Annotated in this window: 17 protein-coding genes and 1 pseudogene; 7 read left to right on the top strand and 11 right to left on the bottom strand. The window is 70.9% G+C overall.

Annotated elements, in window-relative coordinates; translation table 11 throughout:
- Nucleotides 1-9: 9 nt before the first annotated feature.
- Nucleotides 10-1,299 (bottom strand): MFS transporter, encoded by a 1,290-nt coding sequence (locus tag ACQPZW_RS04815; RefSeq protein WP_433793622.1) that lies wholly within the window; start codon nucleotides 1,297-1,299, stop codon nucleotides 10-12.
- Nucleotides 1,296-2,342 carry a MerR family transcriptional regulator gene (locus ACQPZW_RS04810; protein ID WP_433793621.1) on the bottom strand — a complete coding sequence of 349 codons (1,047 nt, stop codon included), beginning with the start codon at nucleotides 2,340-2,342 and terminating at the stop codon, nucleotides 1,296-1,298. The genes ACQPZW_RS04815 and ACQPZW_RS04810 overlap by 4 nt, the downstream gene beginning before the upstream one ends.
- Before the next feature lie 164 nt (nucleotides 2,343-2,506).
- Between ACQPZW_RS04810 and ACQPZW_RS04805 the strand changes: the two genes are divergently transcribed.
- A complete protein-coding gene (locus tag ACQPZW_RS04805) occupies nucleotides 2,507-3,751 on the top strand; it encodes an alpha/beta fold hydrolase (RefSeq protein WP_433793620.1) in 1,245 nt (414 codons plus the stop codon).
- Here ACQPZW_RS04805 and rdgB read toward each other — a convergent pair.
- Genes rdgB through ACQPZW_RS04785 form a run of 4 tightly spaced genes read right to left on the bottom strand, consistent with a single transcriptional unit; the run spans nucleotide 3,748 to nucleotide 7,124 of the window.
- Entirely contained in the window at nucleotides 3,748-4,368 is a 621-nt protein-coding gene (rdgB, locus tag ACQPZW_RS04800) for an RdgB/HAM1 family non-canonical purine NTP pyrophosphatase (RefSeq protein ID WP_433793619.1), read from the bottom strand. The two genes, ACQPZW_RS04805 and rdgB, sit on opposite strands and share 4 nt — an antisense overlap.
- Entirely contained in the window at nucleotides 4,365-5,093 is a 729-nt protein-coding gene (rph, locus tag ACQPZW_RS04795) for a ribonuclease PH (protein ID WP_433793618.1), read from the bottom strand. The genes rdgB and rph overlap by 4 nt, the downstream gene beginning before the upstream one ends.
- Before the next feature lie 10 nt (nucleotides 5,094-5,103).
- A complete protein-coding gene (locus ACQPZW_RS04790) occupies nucleotides 5,104-6,327 on the bottom strand; it encodes a glycosyltransferase (RefSeq protein ID WP_433793617.1) in 1,224 nt (407 codons plus the stop codon).
- Between the two features lie 50 nt (nucleotides 6,328-6,377).
- Nucleotides 6,378-7,124 carry an MBL fold metallo-hydrolase gene (locus ACQPZW_RS04785; protein WP_433793616.1) on the bottom strand — a complete coding sequence of 249 codons (747 nt, stop codon included), beginning with the start codon at nucleotides 7,122-7,124 and terminating at the stop codon, nucleotides 6,378-6,380.
- Between the two features lie 273 nt (nucleotides 7,125-7,397).
- On the opposite strand from ACQPZW_RS04785, the gene ACQPZW_RS04780 reads away from it, so the two are divergent.
- Nucleotides 7,398-7,781, top strand: coding sequence for a hypothetical protein (locus ACQPZW_RS04780; RefSeq protein WP_433793615.1), 384 nt, complete (start codon nucleotides 7,398-7,400; stop codon nucleotides 7,779-7,781).
- Here ACQPZW_RS04780 and ACQPZW_RS04775 read toward each other — a convergent pair.
- The 5 genes and pseudogenes from ACQPZW_RS04775 to clpS all read right to left on the bottom strand — a co-directional run bounded on the left by ACQPZW_RS04775 (nucleotide 7,778) and on the right by clpS (nucleotide 10,530).
- The gene (locus ACQPZW_RS04775; protein WP_433793614.1) at nucleotides 7,778-8,743 is read right to left on the bottom strand and encodes a PLP-dependent cysteine synthase family protein; all 966 of its coding nucleotides are present in this window, start codon (nucleotides 8,741-8,743) and stop codon (nucleotides 7,778-7,780) included. The genes ACQPZW_RS04780 and ACQPZW_RS04775 overlap by 4 nt on opposite strands.
- A gap of 5 nt (nucleotides 8,744-8,748) precedes the next feature.
- Complete coding sequence (locus ACQPZW_RS04770; protein WP_317788346.1) at nucleotides 8,749-9,066, bottom strand: MoaD family protein; 318 nt, start codon at nucleotides 9,064-9,066, stop codon at nucleotides 8,749-8,751.
- A gap of 68 nt (nucleotides 9,067-9,134) precedes the next feature.
- Nucleotides 9,135-9,631, bottom strand: a pseudogene (locus tag ACQPZW_RS04765) (Mov34/MPN/PAD-1 family protein).
- Nucleotides 9,632-9,690: 59 nt separating this feature from the next.
- Nucleotides 9,691-10,191, bottom strand: a complete 501-nt coding sequence (locus ACQPZW_RS04760; RefSeq protein WP_433793613.1) for a DUF2017 domain-containing protein — start codon at nucleotides 10,189-10,191, stop codon at nucleotides 9,691-9,693.
- 48 nt (nucleotides 10,192-10,239) lie between these two features.
- Nucleotides 10,240-10,530 (bottom strand): ATP-dependent Clp protease adapter ClpS, encoded by a 291-nt coding sequence (clpS, locus tag ACQPZW_RS04755; protein ID WP_093620264.1) that lies wholly within the window; start codon nucleotides 10,528-10,530, stop codon nucleotides 10,240-10,242.
- A gap of 130 nt (nucleotides 10,531-10,660) precedes the next feature.
- On the opposite strand from clpS, the gene ACQPZW_RS04750 reads away from it, so the two are divergent.
- From ACQPZW_RS04750 to ACQPZW_RS04730, 5 genes are all read left to right on the top strand, one after another.
- The gene (locus tag ACQPZW_RS04750; RefSeq protein WP_433793612.1) at nucleotides 10,661-11,947 is read left to right on the top strand and encodes a nicotinate phosphoribosyltransferase; all 1,287 of its coding nucleotides are present in this window, start codon (nucleotides 10,661-10,663) and stop codon (nucleotides 11,945-11,947) included.
- A gap of 9 nt (nucleotides 11,948-11,956) precedes the next feature.
- A complete protein-coding gene (locus ACQPZW_RS04745) occupies nucleotides 11,957-12,535 on the top strand; it encodes an isochorismatase family protein (protein ID WP_433793611.1) in 579 nt (192 codons plus the stop codon).
- A gap of 79 nt (nucleotides 12,536-12,614) precedes the next feature.
- Nucleotides 12,615-13,103: an N-acetyltransferase family protein gene (locus ACQPZW_RS04740; protein ID WP_433797423.1), complete on the top strand. Its 489-nt coding sequence runs from the start codon at nucleotides 12,615-12,617 to the stop codon at nucleotides 13,101-13,103.
- Entirely contained in the window at nucleotides 13,100-13,690 is a 591-nt protein-coding gene (locus tag ACQPZW_RS04735) for an RBBP9/YdeN family alpha/beta hydrolase (RefSeq protein ID WP_433793610.1), read from the top strand. The genes ACQPZW_RS04740 and ACQPZW_RS04735 overlap by 4 nt, the downstream gene beginning before the upstream one ends.
- A gap of 68 nt (nucleotides 13,691-13,758) precedes the next feature.
- On the top strand, nucleotides 13,759-14,775 hold the full coding sequence (locus tag ACQPZW_RS04730) for a hypothetical protein (RefSeq protein WP_433793609.1): 1,017 nt from the start codon (nucleotides 13,759-13,761) through the stop codon (nucleotides 14,773-14,775).
- The last annotated feature ends 347 nt before the right edge of the window (nucleotides 14,776-15,122 follow it).

The following is a 15,122-nucleotide window of genomic DNA, read 5'->3' as shown; positions in this document are numbered from 1 at the left end:
GGTGGGGGATCATTCGAGGTCGGGGGCCTCAGCGGCTGTGCCCAACTCGGGGACGGCTCGTCGGGTGGCAGCCACCGCGATCACCGTGAGCAGACCACCCGCGACGATCGCCGGGCGTGGGCCGATCCACGCCCCGGCGGCGCCGTGCAGCAGGTTCGCAAGCTGCGGGCCGCCGGTCAGCACCACGGTGAGCAGGCCCTGTACCCGGCCGCGCAGGGCATCGTCGGTGTGCGCCTGGGTGATCGCGTTACGGTGGGTGCTCAACACGAAGTTGACGGCGCCGCCGAGCACCAGGGCGCCCAGCGCCACCCACAGGTGGGCCGTGACACCCAGCAGGACGACGGTCACGCCCCAGGCCGTCGCGGCGGCGGCCATCGCCCGGCCGGAGCGGCGGATCCGGGTGAACGTGCCGGAGAAGAGCCCGGCCAGGAGCACCCCGGCCGGATAGGCGGCGTAGAACAGGCCCAGCACCGGCCCACCACCGGCCGGGTCGCCATAGGTCTCGCGGGCCAGCTCGGGGAAGAGCACGACCGGCATGCCCAGCACCATGGCGGCCAGATCCACGGCCAGGACCGCCATCAGCAGGCGGCTGGTCCGCAGATGGCGAAACCCGTCACGCAGGCCACCGCCGTCCCGTCCGGCCGGGTCCCCGGACGTCGAGGACGAGCCGGGACCACCATCGTCCCGGCCTGACCGGCTTTCGGCGGCCGGGGGCATCGGGGGGAGCCGATGCACCGCGCGGAGGACTGCCAGCAGGGCGACCGCGTCGCAGAGGTAGAGGGTGCTCAGGCCGGCGACCGGGATGAGCAGGCCGCCGAGCAGCGGGCCCAGGATCCAGCCGCCGTAGCGGACCAGCGAGCTCAGGCTGTTTCCGGCGGCCAGCAGCTCTTGCGGCAGCAGGCGGGGCAGGACCGCGCCCGTCGTGGCCGAGATCGCTCCGAAGGTCAGGCCCTGACAGGTCACCAGGGCCAGCAGGATCAGTAGCGGGCCCTCGGCGACGGCCAGCGCCCACAGTGCCGCGTAGGTCATGGCGAGACCGGTCTGTGCCGCCAGCAGGACACGCCGCCGATCCCAGCGGTCGGCCAGGGTCCCGGCGGTGAGCGCTCCGATCACCAGGCCGGCGAACGACAGCACCGCCGAACCGCCCAGCGCCGCGGAGGTGCCGGTCGTCGCGTACAGCTGGGCGGGCACGGCGACCACGCTGAACGAGCCGCCGACCGCGGTCACCAGCGACGCCGTCCACCAGCGGCGGAACGCGGGCACGGCCAGGGGCCGACGGTCGGTGAGGGCCGCCCTCACGCCGGGACCACGTCGGCGACCACGGCGGCGACGTTGTCGTCGGCTCCGGCCGCGTAGGCGCGGGCGATCAACTCGTCGAGCACCTCCCGTGGGTCGCCGGGACCGGCCAGCACCGCGTGGAGGTCGCCGGCGGGGACGGCCGCCGCCAGGCCGTCGGAGCAGAGCAGATACCGGTCGCCGGCCGCGGCCTCGTGCACCGACAGGTCCGCCTCCACATCGGCCGGTCCGGTCAGCGCCCGGACCAGCAGGGACCGCTGGGGGTGGGTGGCGGCCTCCGCCTCGCTGAGACGGCCCTGCTCGACCAGTGTGCGTACGTAGGTGTGATCGGTGGTGATCAGGCTCAGCTCCCCGGCCCGCAGGCGGTATGCGCGGGTGTCGCCGATGTGCGCGAGCGCCAGCCGTGACCCGGACCAGAGCATCGCGGTGAGCGTGGTGGCCGCCTCGCCCTCGATCGCGCCGACCGCCCGGCCGGCGTCGCGGACCGCCTCGGCCAGCGCGCCGAGCAGATCCTCGGCCGGTACGGGGACGGTCTCCAGTGGTTTCAGCGCGTCGACCGCGGCCGCGCTCGCCCGGTCACCGGCCCCGCCCCGCACCCCGTCGGCCACCGCCATCAGCCGCGGCCCGGCATAGGCGGTGTCCTCGTTGCTGTCCCGCACCGGGCCGGCTTCGGACCGTGCCGCATAGCGGATCCCCAGAGCTCCCATCGTGCTGCCCCTCCCGGAGAGGTGGTCGATGAGGAAGGTGGCCAGCCGGCCCCGTTCGGCGGTCTCGGCGAGCACCTGCCGCCAGTAGGCGTCGACCTCGACGGCCGCCTCGGCGGCGGGCAGATCACAGATCCGCCGGATCGCCACGAGCGGCATGCCGAGCCGGCGCAGCCAGGCGATCAGCCGGGCCCGCTCGAGCTGCTGCGGATCGTAGAGCCGGTAGCCCGAGTCTCCGTCGACGGCGGCCGGCCGCAGCAGCCCCAGCTCGTCGTAGAGCCGCAGCGCCTTCGGCGACAGCCCGGCGGCACGGGCGAACACCCCGATCGTCAGCAGCCGCACCGCGCCTCCCTCGTCCCGGTCGCCCTGACCGGCACCGTCGAATACTGGGCCCTGCCCCAAGGGCAAGGTCAAGCCGGCTTCCCGGCCCGGGCCGGCTCTCGATGGGCGAGCCGGCGCCGGCACCGGGGTTCCGGTGGCCGCCGTCGATACGGGAGGCTCGGTGGATGATCCATCGTCACTCCGGGCTCGTCTTCGCCGGGCACACTCTGGCCGTACCACTGAGTCATGCGGATCCGGACGGACCGCGCGTTGAGATCTTCGCGCGGGAGGTGCGGGAGGCCGGGGTTGCGGCTGAAGGCCGGCCGTTTCTGCTCTATCTGCAGGGTGGGCCGGGGAATCGGTCGCCACGGGACCTGCCGGTGTGGTTGCGGCGGGCGGCGCGTGACTACCGGGTGGTGCTGCTCGACCAGCGGGGCACCGGGCGCAGCACGCCACTGACCCGGCAGACGCTGGCCGGAGTCGAGGATCCGGCCGGTCATCTGGCACATTTCCGGGCGGACAGCATCGTGGCCGACGCCGAGCTGCTGCGCGCCCACCTGGCCGGCGATCGGCCGTGGAGTGTGCTCGGGCAGAGTTTCGGCGGGTTCTGCGCCGTCACGTACCTCAGCTTCGCGCCGCACGGCCTCCGTGAGGTGATCATCACGGGTGGTCTGCCGGGGCTGACGGCGACCGCGGAGGACGTCTACCGGGCTGCCTATCCGCGGGTGCTGGCACACAACGAACGGTATTTCGCGCGGTATCCGGAGGACGAGGCGATCGCCCGGCGGGTCGTCGACGCGCTGCGGGAGCAGGACGCCCGGCTGCCTTCCGGGGACCGGCTCACCCCGCGCAGGTTCCAGACGCTCGGCATCCACCTGGGCTCGAACGCGCGCTTCGACCTGCTGCATCATCTGCTGGAGGAGGCGTTCCACCGCGACGACCTGTCGGAGGTGTTCCTGCGCCGGGTCGACGCCGCGATCTCGTTCGCCGAGCAGCCGCTGTTCGCGGCACTGCACGAGGCGATCTACGGGCAGGGCGCGGCGACCGGGTGGGCGGCCCATCGGGTCCGCGACGAGTTCCCGGCCTTCGACCTGGACGCGGGCGGGCCGGTCCGCTTCACCGGGGAGATGATCTACCCCTGGCTGTTCGAGGAGGACCCGGCCCTGATCCCGCTCGCCGACGCGGCCGGCCGGCTCGCGGCGAAGGCGGACTGGGCGCCGCTCTACGACGTCGACCGGCTGGCCGCCAACGAGGTGCCGGTGGCGGCCGCGGTCTACTTCGACGACATGTATGTGGACCGGGACATGTCGCTGGCCACCGCGAGCCACATCGGGAACGTGCGGCCCTGGGTGACCAACGAGTATGCCCACGACGGCCTCGGACGCGACGAACGCGTCCTCGACCGTCTCCTCACGATGGTCCGGGACTAGCGGGGCAACTCCTTGGCGATCACCTTCGCCAGCTCGCGGAACGCCTTGCCACGGTGGCTGATGGCGTCTTTCTCCGCGGGGCTGAGCTCGGCGTTCGTACGCTCCTGGCCGTCCCCGACGAAGATCGGGTCGTAACCGAAACCGCCCTCGCCGCGCCGGCTGCGCAACAGCCGGCCGGTCTGGCGGCCCTCGACCAGGTGCTCGCGCCCGTTCGGCAGGACCAGGGCCGCGGCGCAGACGAACGCCCCGCCCCGGTGCTCGTCGGCCACGTCGGAGATCTGCGCCAGCACCAGGTCGAGGTTGGCGTCGTCCTTGTCGTCGCCGGTCGTGCCGGACCAGCGAGCGCTGAACACGCCGGGCATGCCGTTCAGCGCGTCGACCGCGATGCCGGAGTCGTCGGCGACCGTGGGCAGACCGGTACGTTTCGCGCCCTCACGGGCCTTGATCAGCGCATTCTCCCCGAACGTGAGGCCGGTCTCCGGCACATCGGGGTAGCCCGGGAAGTCACCCAGGCCGACCAGCTCGATCTGGGCGACACCGAGGGCGGCATCGAGGATGCGCTGCAGTTCGACGAGCTTCTTCTTGTTACCGGTGGCGAGCAGGAGCCGTGCGCTCACGCGGTCAACGCCTTCTGCTGCAGAACGGCCAGCTCGGCGCAGCCCTGCACACCGAGGTCGAGCATCGCGTCCAGCTGGGCCCGGCGGAACACGCCGTTCTCCCCCGTGCCCTGCACCTCGACGAAGTCGCCCGTGCCGGTGCACACCACGTTGAGGTCGACCTCGGCCGAGACGTCCTCGCGATAGTCCAGGTCGAGGCGCGCCTCGCCGTCGTGCATGCCGACGCTGACCGCCTGGATCGAGGTGTGCAGCACCTTGTCGATCTTGCCGGCCAGCGACTTGCGGTCGGCGAGCCAGCTGACGGCGTCGTGCAGAGCCACATAGGCCCCGGTGATCGCGGCCGTACGGGTACCGCCGTCGGCCTGGAGCACGTCACAGTCGAGGACGATCGAGTTCTCGCCGAGAGCCTTCAGATCGATGCAGGCGCGCAGGCTCCGGCCGATCAGCCGGGAGATCTCCTGAGTCCGGCCGCCGACCTTGCCCTTGACGCTCTCCCGGTCGCTGCGCGTGTCCGTGGCCCTCGGCAACATCGCATACTCGGCGGTGAGCCAGCCGAGCCCGGAGCCCTTGCGCCAGCGTGGCACCCCCTCGGTGACACTCGCGGTGCACAGCACGCGGGTGTTTCCGAACTCCACCAGCACCGAACCTTCGGGGTGAATACTCCAGCGCCGGGTCAGCGTCACCGGTCGCAGCTGATCGGCCATACGGCCGTCGGGTCGCGCCATGCTACGTACCTTATGCGTAGCGTGCGGCTCCCGCTTCGTCCGCCCCGGATTCGCGGCCGGGGGCCGCGAAGCGGCGGGGCGACGGCAGACCGCTGAACGGCACCGCCGGCCTGATGAGACCGGCCACCGGCGCCGGATACGCCTCATGGGCCTGCAGGAAGCCCTCGACCGATTTCGGCCATCCAAACCGCTCGGCCTGAGCCCGCGCCCCGGCCCGGCGCTCCACCCGGGGCCGCTCCATGATCCGGCTGACGCCGTCGGCGAACGCCTCGGCGGTGCCCGGCACGGCCACCCCGGCGGCGCCGACCACCTCGGGCAGTGCGCTCTGCTCGTTGACCACCACGGGTGTGCCGCAGGCCAGCGCCTCCAGCGCGGCCAGGCCGAACGTCTCGACCGGGCCGGGCGACAGCACCACGTCGGCGCTGGCCAGCAGCGCCGCGACGTCACCACGCTCGGATATGTGCCCGGCGAACCGGACCGGGAGCCGGGCGGCACGATAGGCCAGCGCGGTCCGCCGGGTGCCGTCACCGGCCATCACCAGCACGGCCGGCACCTTGCCGTTGCGCAGTGACGCGACAGTGTCGACGGCCAGCTCGGGGCGCTTGGCCGCGGAGAGCCGGCTGCAGTAGACCATCAGCAGCTCGTCGGGACGGGCGTAGCGGGCGCGGACCGAGACGTCCATCTTGCCCGGATGGAAGAGATCGAGGTCGACGCCGAGCGGCACCTCGACGAGGTTGGGCACCCCGATCCGGCGGAACTCCTCGGCGGCGAACGCCGTGGTGCATACGATCGTGTCGAACGCCTCGGCGGTGCGCCGGTTGAACCGGTCGGCGAGGGCGTCGCGTTTGGGCATGCCCCAGACACCGAGGAGGCCGGCCAGGCTCTCGTGGGACACCATCATCGACCGGACCCCGCGCTGGCGGGCCCAGTCACCGGTCCAGCGCAGCGTGGTGCGGTCGGAGACCTCGATCCGGTCCGGTTCCAGATCGTCCAGCAGTTTGACCAGCTCGCGGCGGCCGGCGAGCACGCGGTAGCCACCGGTGCGCGGCAACGGGGCGCTGGGCAGGGTGATGACACGGCCCTGCTTGGTCATCTTGTCGGAATGCACACGACCGGGAACGACCAGGACAGCCTCGTGCCCGGCGGCCTGATAGCCACGGCCCAGCTGACGCAACGCGGTCCGCAGGCCACCGGTATGAACCGTGACGAAGTTGGCCAGGCGAACAATGCGCATGCAACAACTCCAAGGTCACGACTGCCCGGTCCCTTACCCCCCGCTCCGGCTCAGAGATCGTATCTGGCGCCGGGGCGGACGACTTCGACCGGTCCCGCATAGGCGGCGGTAGCCGCCTCCACAATAGATGCCTCACTGGCCCAGGCCGGAACGAGATGGGTGAGCAGGAGCTTGCCGACGTCCGCTTTCGTCGCCGCCTCGCCGGCTTCTCCGCCGGTCAGGTGCAGGTCGGGCGGGTTTTCCACACCGTCCTGGTAACTCGCCTCACACAGGAACAGGTCGGCGCCGGCGGCCAGGCGCAGCAGCGCCTCGCAGGGCGCGGTGTCCGACGAGTACGCCAGCACCCGGCCCTGGTGCTCGATGCGCACGCCGTATGTCTCGACTGGATGGTTGACCCGATCGACGGTGACCTGCAGTGGGCCGATCGGGAACGTGCCGGGCTGCAGCCCGTAGAAGGTGTAGACGTCGTCGACCGGCTCGCCCTCGGTGCTGTAGGCGGCGGCGATCCGCTCCGCGGCGCCCAGCGGGGCATAGACGGGCACGGCCGGCAGCGGGCCGGCCGGGTCGTAACGGCGCACCACGACGTAGGTGCACGCGTCGAGCATGTGGTCGCAGTGCAGATGAGTGAGCAGGATGGCGTCGACACGACGCATGTCCGAGTACCGCTGGAGGGCGGAAAGCGACCCGGAACCGAAGTCGATCAAGAGCCGGTACCCTTCGGCTTCCACGAGGTAGGCCGAACACGCCGACTCGGGGCCGGGAAAACTGCCGGCACAACCGAGAACGGTTAGTCGCATCCGGATACCTCTGGCTCACACCGGGTTGCCCCACAGGACCGGCCGATGCCCGGCCTGGATGTGGCCGAGCCGGACTTGTCTGACCAGTCAATCACGGAGCGAAGCGTACGCCGCGACCAGCGCTCGACGTTAACAACTGATCGATTTGTCGCTAAATCGACAACGCACATCACAACCGTGATGACCAGGCTCATCACGTTTGCACCGTCACGTCCGGTGATCCAATCGCGTTGCTCAGGGTGAGTGCTCTGAAGATCATCGGATGGAGGCGACGTGACCGCGCTCGAGCAGGTCCCCACCACTCGCGTCGTGACGCCCACGGAGATCGTCAGGCGGCCCGCGCCCACGGAACCGGCCGTCTTCCGTTTCCCGGCGCCGGACGACCCACCGCCGGGCGCCGGGCGGATGCTCGCGATCGCCGTCTACAGCGCCGGACTCGGCCTGTGCGGCGTCGCGGTCGGCCTCTACGCGGTGCTGGCCGTCTTCAGCGGAGCGCCGATCTGGTATCTGCCCGCGCTGGCCGTGCTCACCCTGGCGAGCGTGGCGCTGGTGGTGGCCGCGTTCCTCGCCATCCACCAGCGCGCCCTGCCCTGGCTGTTACTACTGGCCGCCGCCGCGCCGATGGCCGCGGACGTCTACCTCGCCGTGACGTACTAGGCCCAGAGCTGGCCCTCGAGGGCCTCTTCCGCCTCGTTGAGCGTGCCGCCGTAGGCACCGGTCGACAGGTATTTCCACCCGGCGTCGGGCACCACGAAGGCGACGTCGGCCCGGTTGCCGGCCTTGACCGCCTCATGCGCCACCGCGAGAGCGGCATGCAGCACCGCGCCGGTGGAGAAACCCGCGAAGATGCCTTCGACCTCGATCAATTGACGGGTACGCAACACCGCGTCCCGTGTGCCGACCGAGAACCGCCGGGTCAGCACCGAGGCGTCGTACAGCTCGGGAACATAACCCTCGTCGATGTTGCGCAGCCCGTAGACCAGCTCGCCATACCGCGGCTCGGCGGCGATGATCTGGATGCCGTCGACCTTCTCCCGCAGGAAGCGGCCGGTGCCCATGAGCGTGCCGGTGGTGCCCAGCCCGGCCACGAAGTGCGTGATCGTGGGCAGGTCGTGCAGCAGCTCGGGACCGGTGGTCTCGTAGTGCGCGCGGGCGTTCGCCGGGTTGCCGTACTGAAAGAGCATCTTCCAGTCGGGGTGCTCGGCGGCGATCTGCTTGGCGGTGGCGACGGCCTGGTTCGACCCGCCGGCCGCCGGCGAGAAGATGATCTCCGCGCCATACATCCGGAGGATCTGGGTCCGCTCGGCCGACACGTTCTCCGGCATCACGCACACCAGCCGGTAGCCCCGCAGCTTGGCCACCATGGCCAGTGCGATACCGGTGTTGCCGCTGGTCGGCTCGAGGATGGTGTCACCGGGGCGCAGGTGCCCGGACTCCTCGGCCTCGCGCACCATGAAGAGCGCGGCACGGTCCTTGATGCTGCCGGTCGGGTTGCGGTCCTCCAGCTTGGCCCACAGCCGCACCGGCGGCGCCCCCTCGGGCACCGCCGGCGAGAGGCGGGGCAGGCCGACCAGCGGCGTGCCCCCGCACGCGTCCAGCAGGCTCTCGTAACGAGCCATCGAGCTTACAGACCGCCGAGCAGCGCCGCGGCGGCAGCGAATCCGAGCGCGCCACCGGCGACGGCCGGGAGGATGGTGATCGAGTCGCCGTCCTTGACCTTGGCGTCGAGCGCGCCGAGGAAGCGGACGTCCTCGTCGTTGACGTAGATGTTGACGAACCGGTGCAGGCCACCCTCGGGGGTGATCAGACGGCCCTTGAGGCCGCTGTGCTTGGCGTCCAGGTCGTCGATCAGCTCGGTGAGGGTGTCACCGGCGCCCTCGACGATCTTGGCGCCGCCGGTGTAGCTGCGCAGGATGGTGGGAACGCGAACTTCGATGGCCATGGCTGAATTTCTCCTAGAGGAGTCGAGATGAAAGGACGAACGGGTCGGTCTGGTCGGGTCGCACGCGCCTAGCGGCAGCGACACTCATAGAAGACCGACGCCGGGCTCTGCCCGAACATGAACGACTGCACTGCTGCGGAAATCACGCCTTCACCGTCGCATCCACGATGTTGACCTCTTCTTCGGTCACCACACCGTCCACGATACGGAACGACCGAATCTCCTCCGAGCCCGGCTCGCGGGTCGAGACCAGGAGGTAGTGCGCGCCGGGCTCGCCGGCGAACGAGATGTCGGTGCGAGACGGATACGCCTCGGTCGCGGTGTGCGAGTGGTAGATCACCACCGGCTCCTCGTCACGATCGTCCATCTCGCGCCAGACCCGCAGATGCTCCATCGAGTCGAACTCGTAGAACGTCATCGAGCGTGCAGCATTGTCCATCGGGATGTGCCGGGTCGGCACGTCGCTGTCGATCGGGCCCGCGACGACGCCACAGGCCTCGTCCGGGTGGTCCCGGCGGGCGTGGGCGACGATCGCGTCGACGATCGCTCGGTCGATGGTGAGCACGGCGTTCACATTACCGTGGCATTTCGCCACCTGGCCGGTGGCGAGGCACACATCAGCAATCATTGAATGTCGGGTAGCGCGTTCAACAACGACTCCTGTAGGTAGCCGAGATACGCGTACACCGACAGCTGGAACACCCGGCTCGACCCCGGATCGTCGAGCACCGCCCGGTCGAGCTCGTCACCCAGATCGGTGTCGGCGTGGATCTCCAGCCGGGTGCCCATTGCGAGACGGGCGTCGTTGATCGCCCGGAGCCAGGCCTCGGCGGCCTCGCCGTCCAGCCGGACCTCCCCCTCGCCCTCGTCCGGCAGGGCGGCGAGGATCGCACCCGCCTGGTCGATCTTGCTGGTCTTCAGGTCGCCCTCGGTGTAGAGCCGGAACTCCTGCGAGTCCTCCGGGAGATCGGGGTAGATGTCCGGGAAGAGGCGGGAGACCACCGGATCGGTGTGGTCCATCCCGTCGGTCAGCAGGCCGACCACCTCAGCGGCCACCTTGCGCAGGACCCGCACCTCATCGTGCGCGAACGTGGCAACACAGTGGCTACCGTTGCGTCGGAACATGTGCTTTACCCCACCCGATCGCCGATTCTCTCTCCGGCCGGCCCACGGTCAACCCCGGTCGACCGTGGCCCAGAGACCGTATCCGTGCAGTTGGTTGGCGTCCATCTCCATGCGCTCCCGCGCGCCGATGGAGACCACCGCCTTCCCTTTCGTGTGCACGTCCATCATCAGCCTCTCGGCCTTTTCCTTGCTGTAGCCGAAGAGCTTCTGGAAGACCCAGGTCACATATGACATGAGGTTGACCGGATCGTCCCAGACGATGGTCACCCACGGCCGGTCCTCGGCCGGTACTTCCTCGATCTCCGGCGTCTCCACGGGAGCAACCTGAGGCAACGCCATGCCCCCCATGGTGCCACCGGATCCGGCGAACCGGTGAACCAGGCATCCAACCCCAGGTCAGCGGCCGCGTCGGACCCCGTCGTCCGCCCCACGGAGGACAGCGGTGCCGTGGGCGCAATAGGGTATGAGCGTGGAGACGATCGCGCCGGCCCTGATGACCGACCAGTACGAGCTGACCATGGTCAGCGCCGCGCTGCGCGATGGCACCGCCGACCGGAGCTGCGTCTTCGAGGTCTTCGCCAGGCGCCTGCCGACCGGGCGGCGCTACGGCGTGGTGGCCGGCACCGGGCGGCTCATCGAGCTGATCCGCGACTTCCGGTTCGAGCCGGGCGAGATCGAGTTCCTGCGCTCGGCCGGGGTCGTCGACGAGGTGGCCGCTAAATGGCTGTCCGATTATCGGTTCAGCGGCGAGATCGAGGGCTACAGCGAGGGTGAGCTGTTCTTCCCCGGTTCGCCCATCCTGACCGTTTCCGGCAAGTTCGCCGAGTGCGTGGTGCTGGAGACGCTGATCCTGTCGGTGCTCAACCACGACTGCGCGATCGCGGCCGCCGCGGCCCGCATGGTCACCGCCGCCCGTGGGCGCCCGATCATCGAGATGGGCTCCCGGCGCACCCATGAGCACGCCGCGGTCGCCGCCGCGCGGGCCGCCTACCTGGCCGGATTCGCCTCCACGTCCAATCTCGCGGCGGGCCGGGCCTACGGCATCCCGACCACGGGCACCTCGGCGCACGCGTTCACGCTGCTGCACGACGACGAGCCGGCCGCGTTCGCATCGCAGGTCGCGGCGCTCGGCAAGAGCACCACGCTGCTCGTCGACACGTACGACATCAGCCAGGGCATCCGCAACGCGATCGCGGTGGCCGGCCCGGACCTGCGGGCCGTCCGCATCGACTCGGGTGACCTGTCCGTTCTCGCGCAGCAGTCGCGTGAGCTGCTCGACTCACTCGGCGCCACCGAGACGAAGATCATCGTCTCCGGCGACATGGACGAGTACTCGATCGCCACCCTCGCCGCCGAGCCCGTCGACATCTACGGCGCCGGCACCGCGGTCGTCACCGGCTCCGGCGCGCCCACCGCCAGCCTGGTCTACAAGCTGGTCGAGGTCGACGGCCGCCCGGTGGTCAAGCGCTCCGAGAACAAGGCGACCGTCGGTGGCCGCAAGACCGCGATCCGCCGCCACAAGCCCACCGGGACCGCCACCGAGGAGATCATCTACTCCCAGGGCGTGCCCGACCACCAGTCCAACGACCGGCTGCTGCAGCGCACCTACATCGCCGGGGGCGAGGTGCTCGAGACGCCGAGCCTGGCCGAGTCACGCGACCACCTCCGGCAGAATCTGATCTCCATCCCGTGGGAGGGCCTCAAGCTCTCCGCCGGCGACCCCGCCATTCCGGTCGTCATCGTTCCCACCGCCTAGGGGGCAACCATGTCACGCGCACTGATCATCGTGGACGTGCAGAACGACTTCTGCGAGGGCGGCTCGCTGCCGGTCACCGGGGGCGCGGCCGTCGCCAAGGGCATCTCGCTGGTCCTCGACAAGGCCGGCGCCCGGTGGGACCACGTGGTCGCCACCAAGGACTACCACGTCGACCCGGGCGCGCACTTCAGCGATCACCCGGACTTCGTCGACACCTGGCCGGCCCACTGCGTCGCCGGTTCCACCGGCTCCGACTTCCACCCCGAGCTGGTCACCGGGCGGATCGAGGCGATCTTCCACAAGGGCGCCCACCAGGCCGCCTACTCCGGCTTCGAGGGCGCGACGGAGGAGGGCGAAACCCTCACCGGGTGGCTGCGGGGCCGGGGGGTCACCGAGGTCGAGGTGGTCGGCATCGCCACCGACCATTGCGTACGGGCGACCGCGCTCGATGCCGCGAAAGAGGGATTCGCCACCACCGTGCTGCTGGAACTGACCGCCGGGGTGGCCCGTGCCACCACGGACGCGGCCATCGAGCAGTTCCACGCCGCCTCGATCGAGACGACCGGGAGCCCTGTCGTTGACGCCTGAGGACCGTCCGCTCGCCTCGTCCTCTCCTGAGCGTCCGCTCGCCTCGCCGGACGGCTCGCCTGGCTCGTCGGCGCCGGGGATCCGGCCGTTCGCCGACGCCGACTGGCCCGCCGTGTGGGCCGTCGTTCAGGACGTGGTCACGGCTGAGGAGACGTTCCCCTACGACCCGGCCATGCCCGAGGGCGTGGCCCGCGCCATGTGGGTCGAGCAGCCCCCCGGCCTGACCGTCGTCGCCGTGATGGACGGGCAGGTGGTCGGCACCGCCAAGATGGGGGCCAACCGGCCCGGCCCCGGCTCGCACGTCTCCACCGCCAGCTTCATGGTGGCGGCCCCGGCACGCGGGCGCGGGGTGGGCACGGCCCTGTGCCGGTTCGCCGTCGACTGGGCCCGGCGCAACGGCTATGCCGGCATGCAGTTCAACGCGGTCGTCGAGACCAACACCAGCGCCGTCGGACTGTACCGTCGTGAGGGCTTCGAGGTGATCGGCACCGTTCCGCGATCCTTCCGGCACCCGGTCCACGGCCGGGTCGGCCTCCACGTCATGTATCTGGAATTCGACGCCCCATGAGCTTCCTGCTGCTGCACGGCTGGCAAAATCGCCGCCCGGCCGGCCACTGGCACCACTGGCTCGCCGGCGAGCTCACCGCGGCCGGCCGGCACGTCGTCTACCCGCAGCTCCCCGAGCCCGACGAGCCCGTCCTCGACGACTGGCTCGCCGCTCTCCGGACCCACCTGGCCGCGATGCCCGCCGGCGAACGGACCGTCGTCGGCCACAGCCTCGGCTGCCTGCTCTGGCTGCACGCGGCCGCCGCCGGCCAGGTGCCGGCCCCCGTCGACCGGGTGCTGCTCGTCGCCCCGCCCGGGCCGGACGTCACCGCCGGCATCCCGGAGATCGCCGGGTTCCATCCGCCGGCCGTCACCGCGGGGCACCTCAGCGCCGCGGCCCGGCACACGCGACTCGTGTGCTCCGACAACGATCCGTACTGCCCGGCCGGGGCAGCGGCCGACTACGGGGTGCCACTCGGCATCCCGACAACGGTCCTGACGGGCGCCGCCCACCTCGACATGGACGCCGGGTACGGGTCGTGGCCCTCGATCCGGGACTGGTGCCTCAGCGGCTCCCCGGACGCGCCCCTCACCGATCGGGCGGGCTGAGGGCGTCCCCCCGCCTGGTTTATCCTGGCCGACCTGTTCCCATCAGCTTGCGTCGATATCATGGGCCGATGGCGCGACGGGGTCGCTTGTCCGACAGCAGATACCGACTGTCCTATCTGTACGCCGCGATCGGTGCCCTCCTGCTGATCGCCTCGTTCCTGCTGCTCTACCCGGTCCGGCACACTCCCGGATTCGCCGACGAGCTGCGGATCGGCATCGGCGCGAACCTGATCGACCTCACCCTCGCCGTGCTCGTCCTCCAGCCGCTCGTCCTCTACCTCAGCCGCAACGCGGTGCGACGGCGCAACCGGCTCGACTACCGCGCTGTCATCCGGCGCATCGAGGCCGCAGACGATCGCGTCGACCTGTGGAAACACTGGACCGGACTACTGGAGGCCCCGCACGAGGAACGGTTCGCCGAAGCGATCCGCGGCGCTCTCGACCGCGGCGTCCGCTTCCGGATCATGCTGACCGACCCGTCCTCCCCCGACGCCGCCGAACGTGCCCGCCAGGTCGCCCCGACCGACGCCGTCACGGCGATCCGGCAGAACATCGAACGGCTCGACAGCTTCACCACCGGACTCCCGGCCCGGCACCGCCCCGCCTTCCAGGTCCGGATCAGCACGACCGGCCCGGCACACGCGTTCTACCGGGTCGACGACTGGCTGTCGTACGGCGTCTTCCGCGACCGGCGCGTCAGCGAGAGCTCCCAGCGCGAGGTCCGCGTCCACGGAGACCTCGGCGAGCTGGCCCTCGAAGCTTTCGAGAACCGCTGGAACGGTGTCGGCCTGCGGAACATCGCCGAGCACTACCGGATGCGGCTACGGCTCACGGTCGACGACGACACCTCGGAGTACGAGCTCCGCTACATCGTCCACGACGGCGAGCACTGGGTGAACGTCAACCCGGCCGCCCTGCCGCACGCCTTCCACCCCGACCACCGGGTCACCACCCCCGGCGAAGGCGTCACCCACTGGACCCTGGCCGCGGCCAGCCCGGAGACGCTGGACCGGGTCACAGCGCTGTACACCGCCAAGTACGGGCCCGGTGAGGGCCCTGTCCTCCTGCGTCTGACCGCCACCTGACCCCGTTCCACCCGCGAAGGCCTGCTCCTCACCACGCATCTCTCCCGGTCCGCCGTCCCTCACTCGGGCGATCCCGGCCTCGTGCGTCTCTCGGACCTCCGAACCTCCCACCCTCGGGGACCTCGCGCACGTCGCGGCCCCCGCGCACCTCCCGGCCCCCGCGCACCCCCGGCCCCGCGCACCCCCCGGACCTCGCGCACCCCCCGGACCTCGCGGACCTCGCGGACCTCGCGCACCTCGCGACCTTCCGGGCCTCCCCACCCCCGGACCTCCGGCTCCCACCCCATGGACCCCCGCACCTCTCGGACCTCCTGACCTGCCGGACGTTCGCAGATCGGTGAATCGGC

Source organism: Actinoplanes sp. CA-252034, assembly GCF_050956125.1.
In the GTDB taxonomy this organism is placed as follows: Bacteria; Actinomycetota; Actinomycetes; order Mycobacteriales; family Micromonosporaceae; genus Actinoplanes.
The sequence above is the reverse complement of the archived record's forward strand: the minus strand, read 5'-3'. Positions and strand labels throughout refer to the sequence as shown.

What these genes read in the sequence shown, in the direction of transcription:
- ACQPZW_RS04805 (WP_433793620.1), top strand. Translation starts at nt 2,507, where the DNA reads ATGATCCATCGTCACTCCGGGCTCGTCTTCGCCGGGCACACTCTGGCC.
- rph (WP_433793618.1), bottom strand. Translation starts at nt 5,093, where the DNA reads ATGGCGCGACCCGACGGCCGTATGGCCGATCAGCTGCGACCGGTGACG.
- ACQPZW_RS04790 (WP_433793617.1), bottom strand. Translation starts at nt 6,327, where the DNA reads ATGCGCATTGTTCGCCTGGCCAACTTCGTCACGGTTCATACCGGTGGC.
- ACQPZW_RS04785 (WP_433793616.1), bottom strand. Translation starts at nt 7,124, where the DNA reads ATGCGACTAACCGTTCTCGGTTGTGCCGGCAGTTTTCCCGGCCCCGAG.
- ACQPZW_RS04775 (WP_433793614.1), bottom strand. Translation starts at nt 8,743, where the DNA reads ATGGCTCGTTACGAGAGCCTGCTGGACGCGTGCGGGGGCACGCCGCTG.
- ACQPZW_RS04770 (WP_317788346.1), bottom strand. Translation starts at nt 9,066, where the DNA reads ATGGCCATCGAAGTTCGCGTTCCCACCATCCTGCGCAGCTACACCGGC.
- ACQPZW_RS04760 (WP_433793613.1), bottom strand. Translation starts at nt 10,191, where the DNA reads ATGTTCCGACGCAACGGTAGCCACTGTGTTGCCACGTTCGCGCACGAT.
- clpS (WP_093620264.1), bottom strand. Translation starts at nt 10,530, where the DNA reads ATGGCGTTGCCTCAGGTTGCTCCCGTGGAGACGCCGGAGATCGAGGAA.
- ACQPZW_RS04745 (WP_433793611.1), top strand. Translation starts at nt 11,957, where the DNA reads ATGTCACGCGCACTGATCATCGTGGACGTGCAGAACGACTTCTGCGAG.
- ACQPZW_RS04735 (WP_433793610.1), top strand. Translation starts at nt 13,100, where the DNA reads ATGAGCTTCCTGCTGCTGCACGGCTGGCAAAATCGCCGCCCGGCCGGC.
- ACQPZW_RS04730 (WP_433793609.1), top strand. Translation starts at nt 13,759, where the DNA reads ATGGCGCGACGGGGTCGCTTGTCCGACAGCAGATACCGACTGTCCTAT.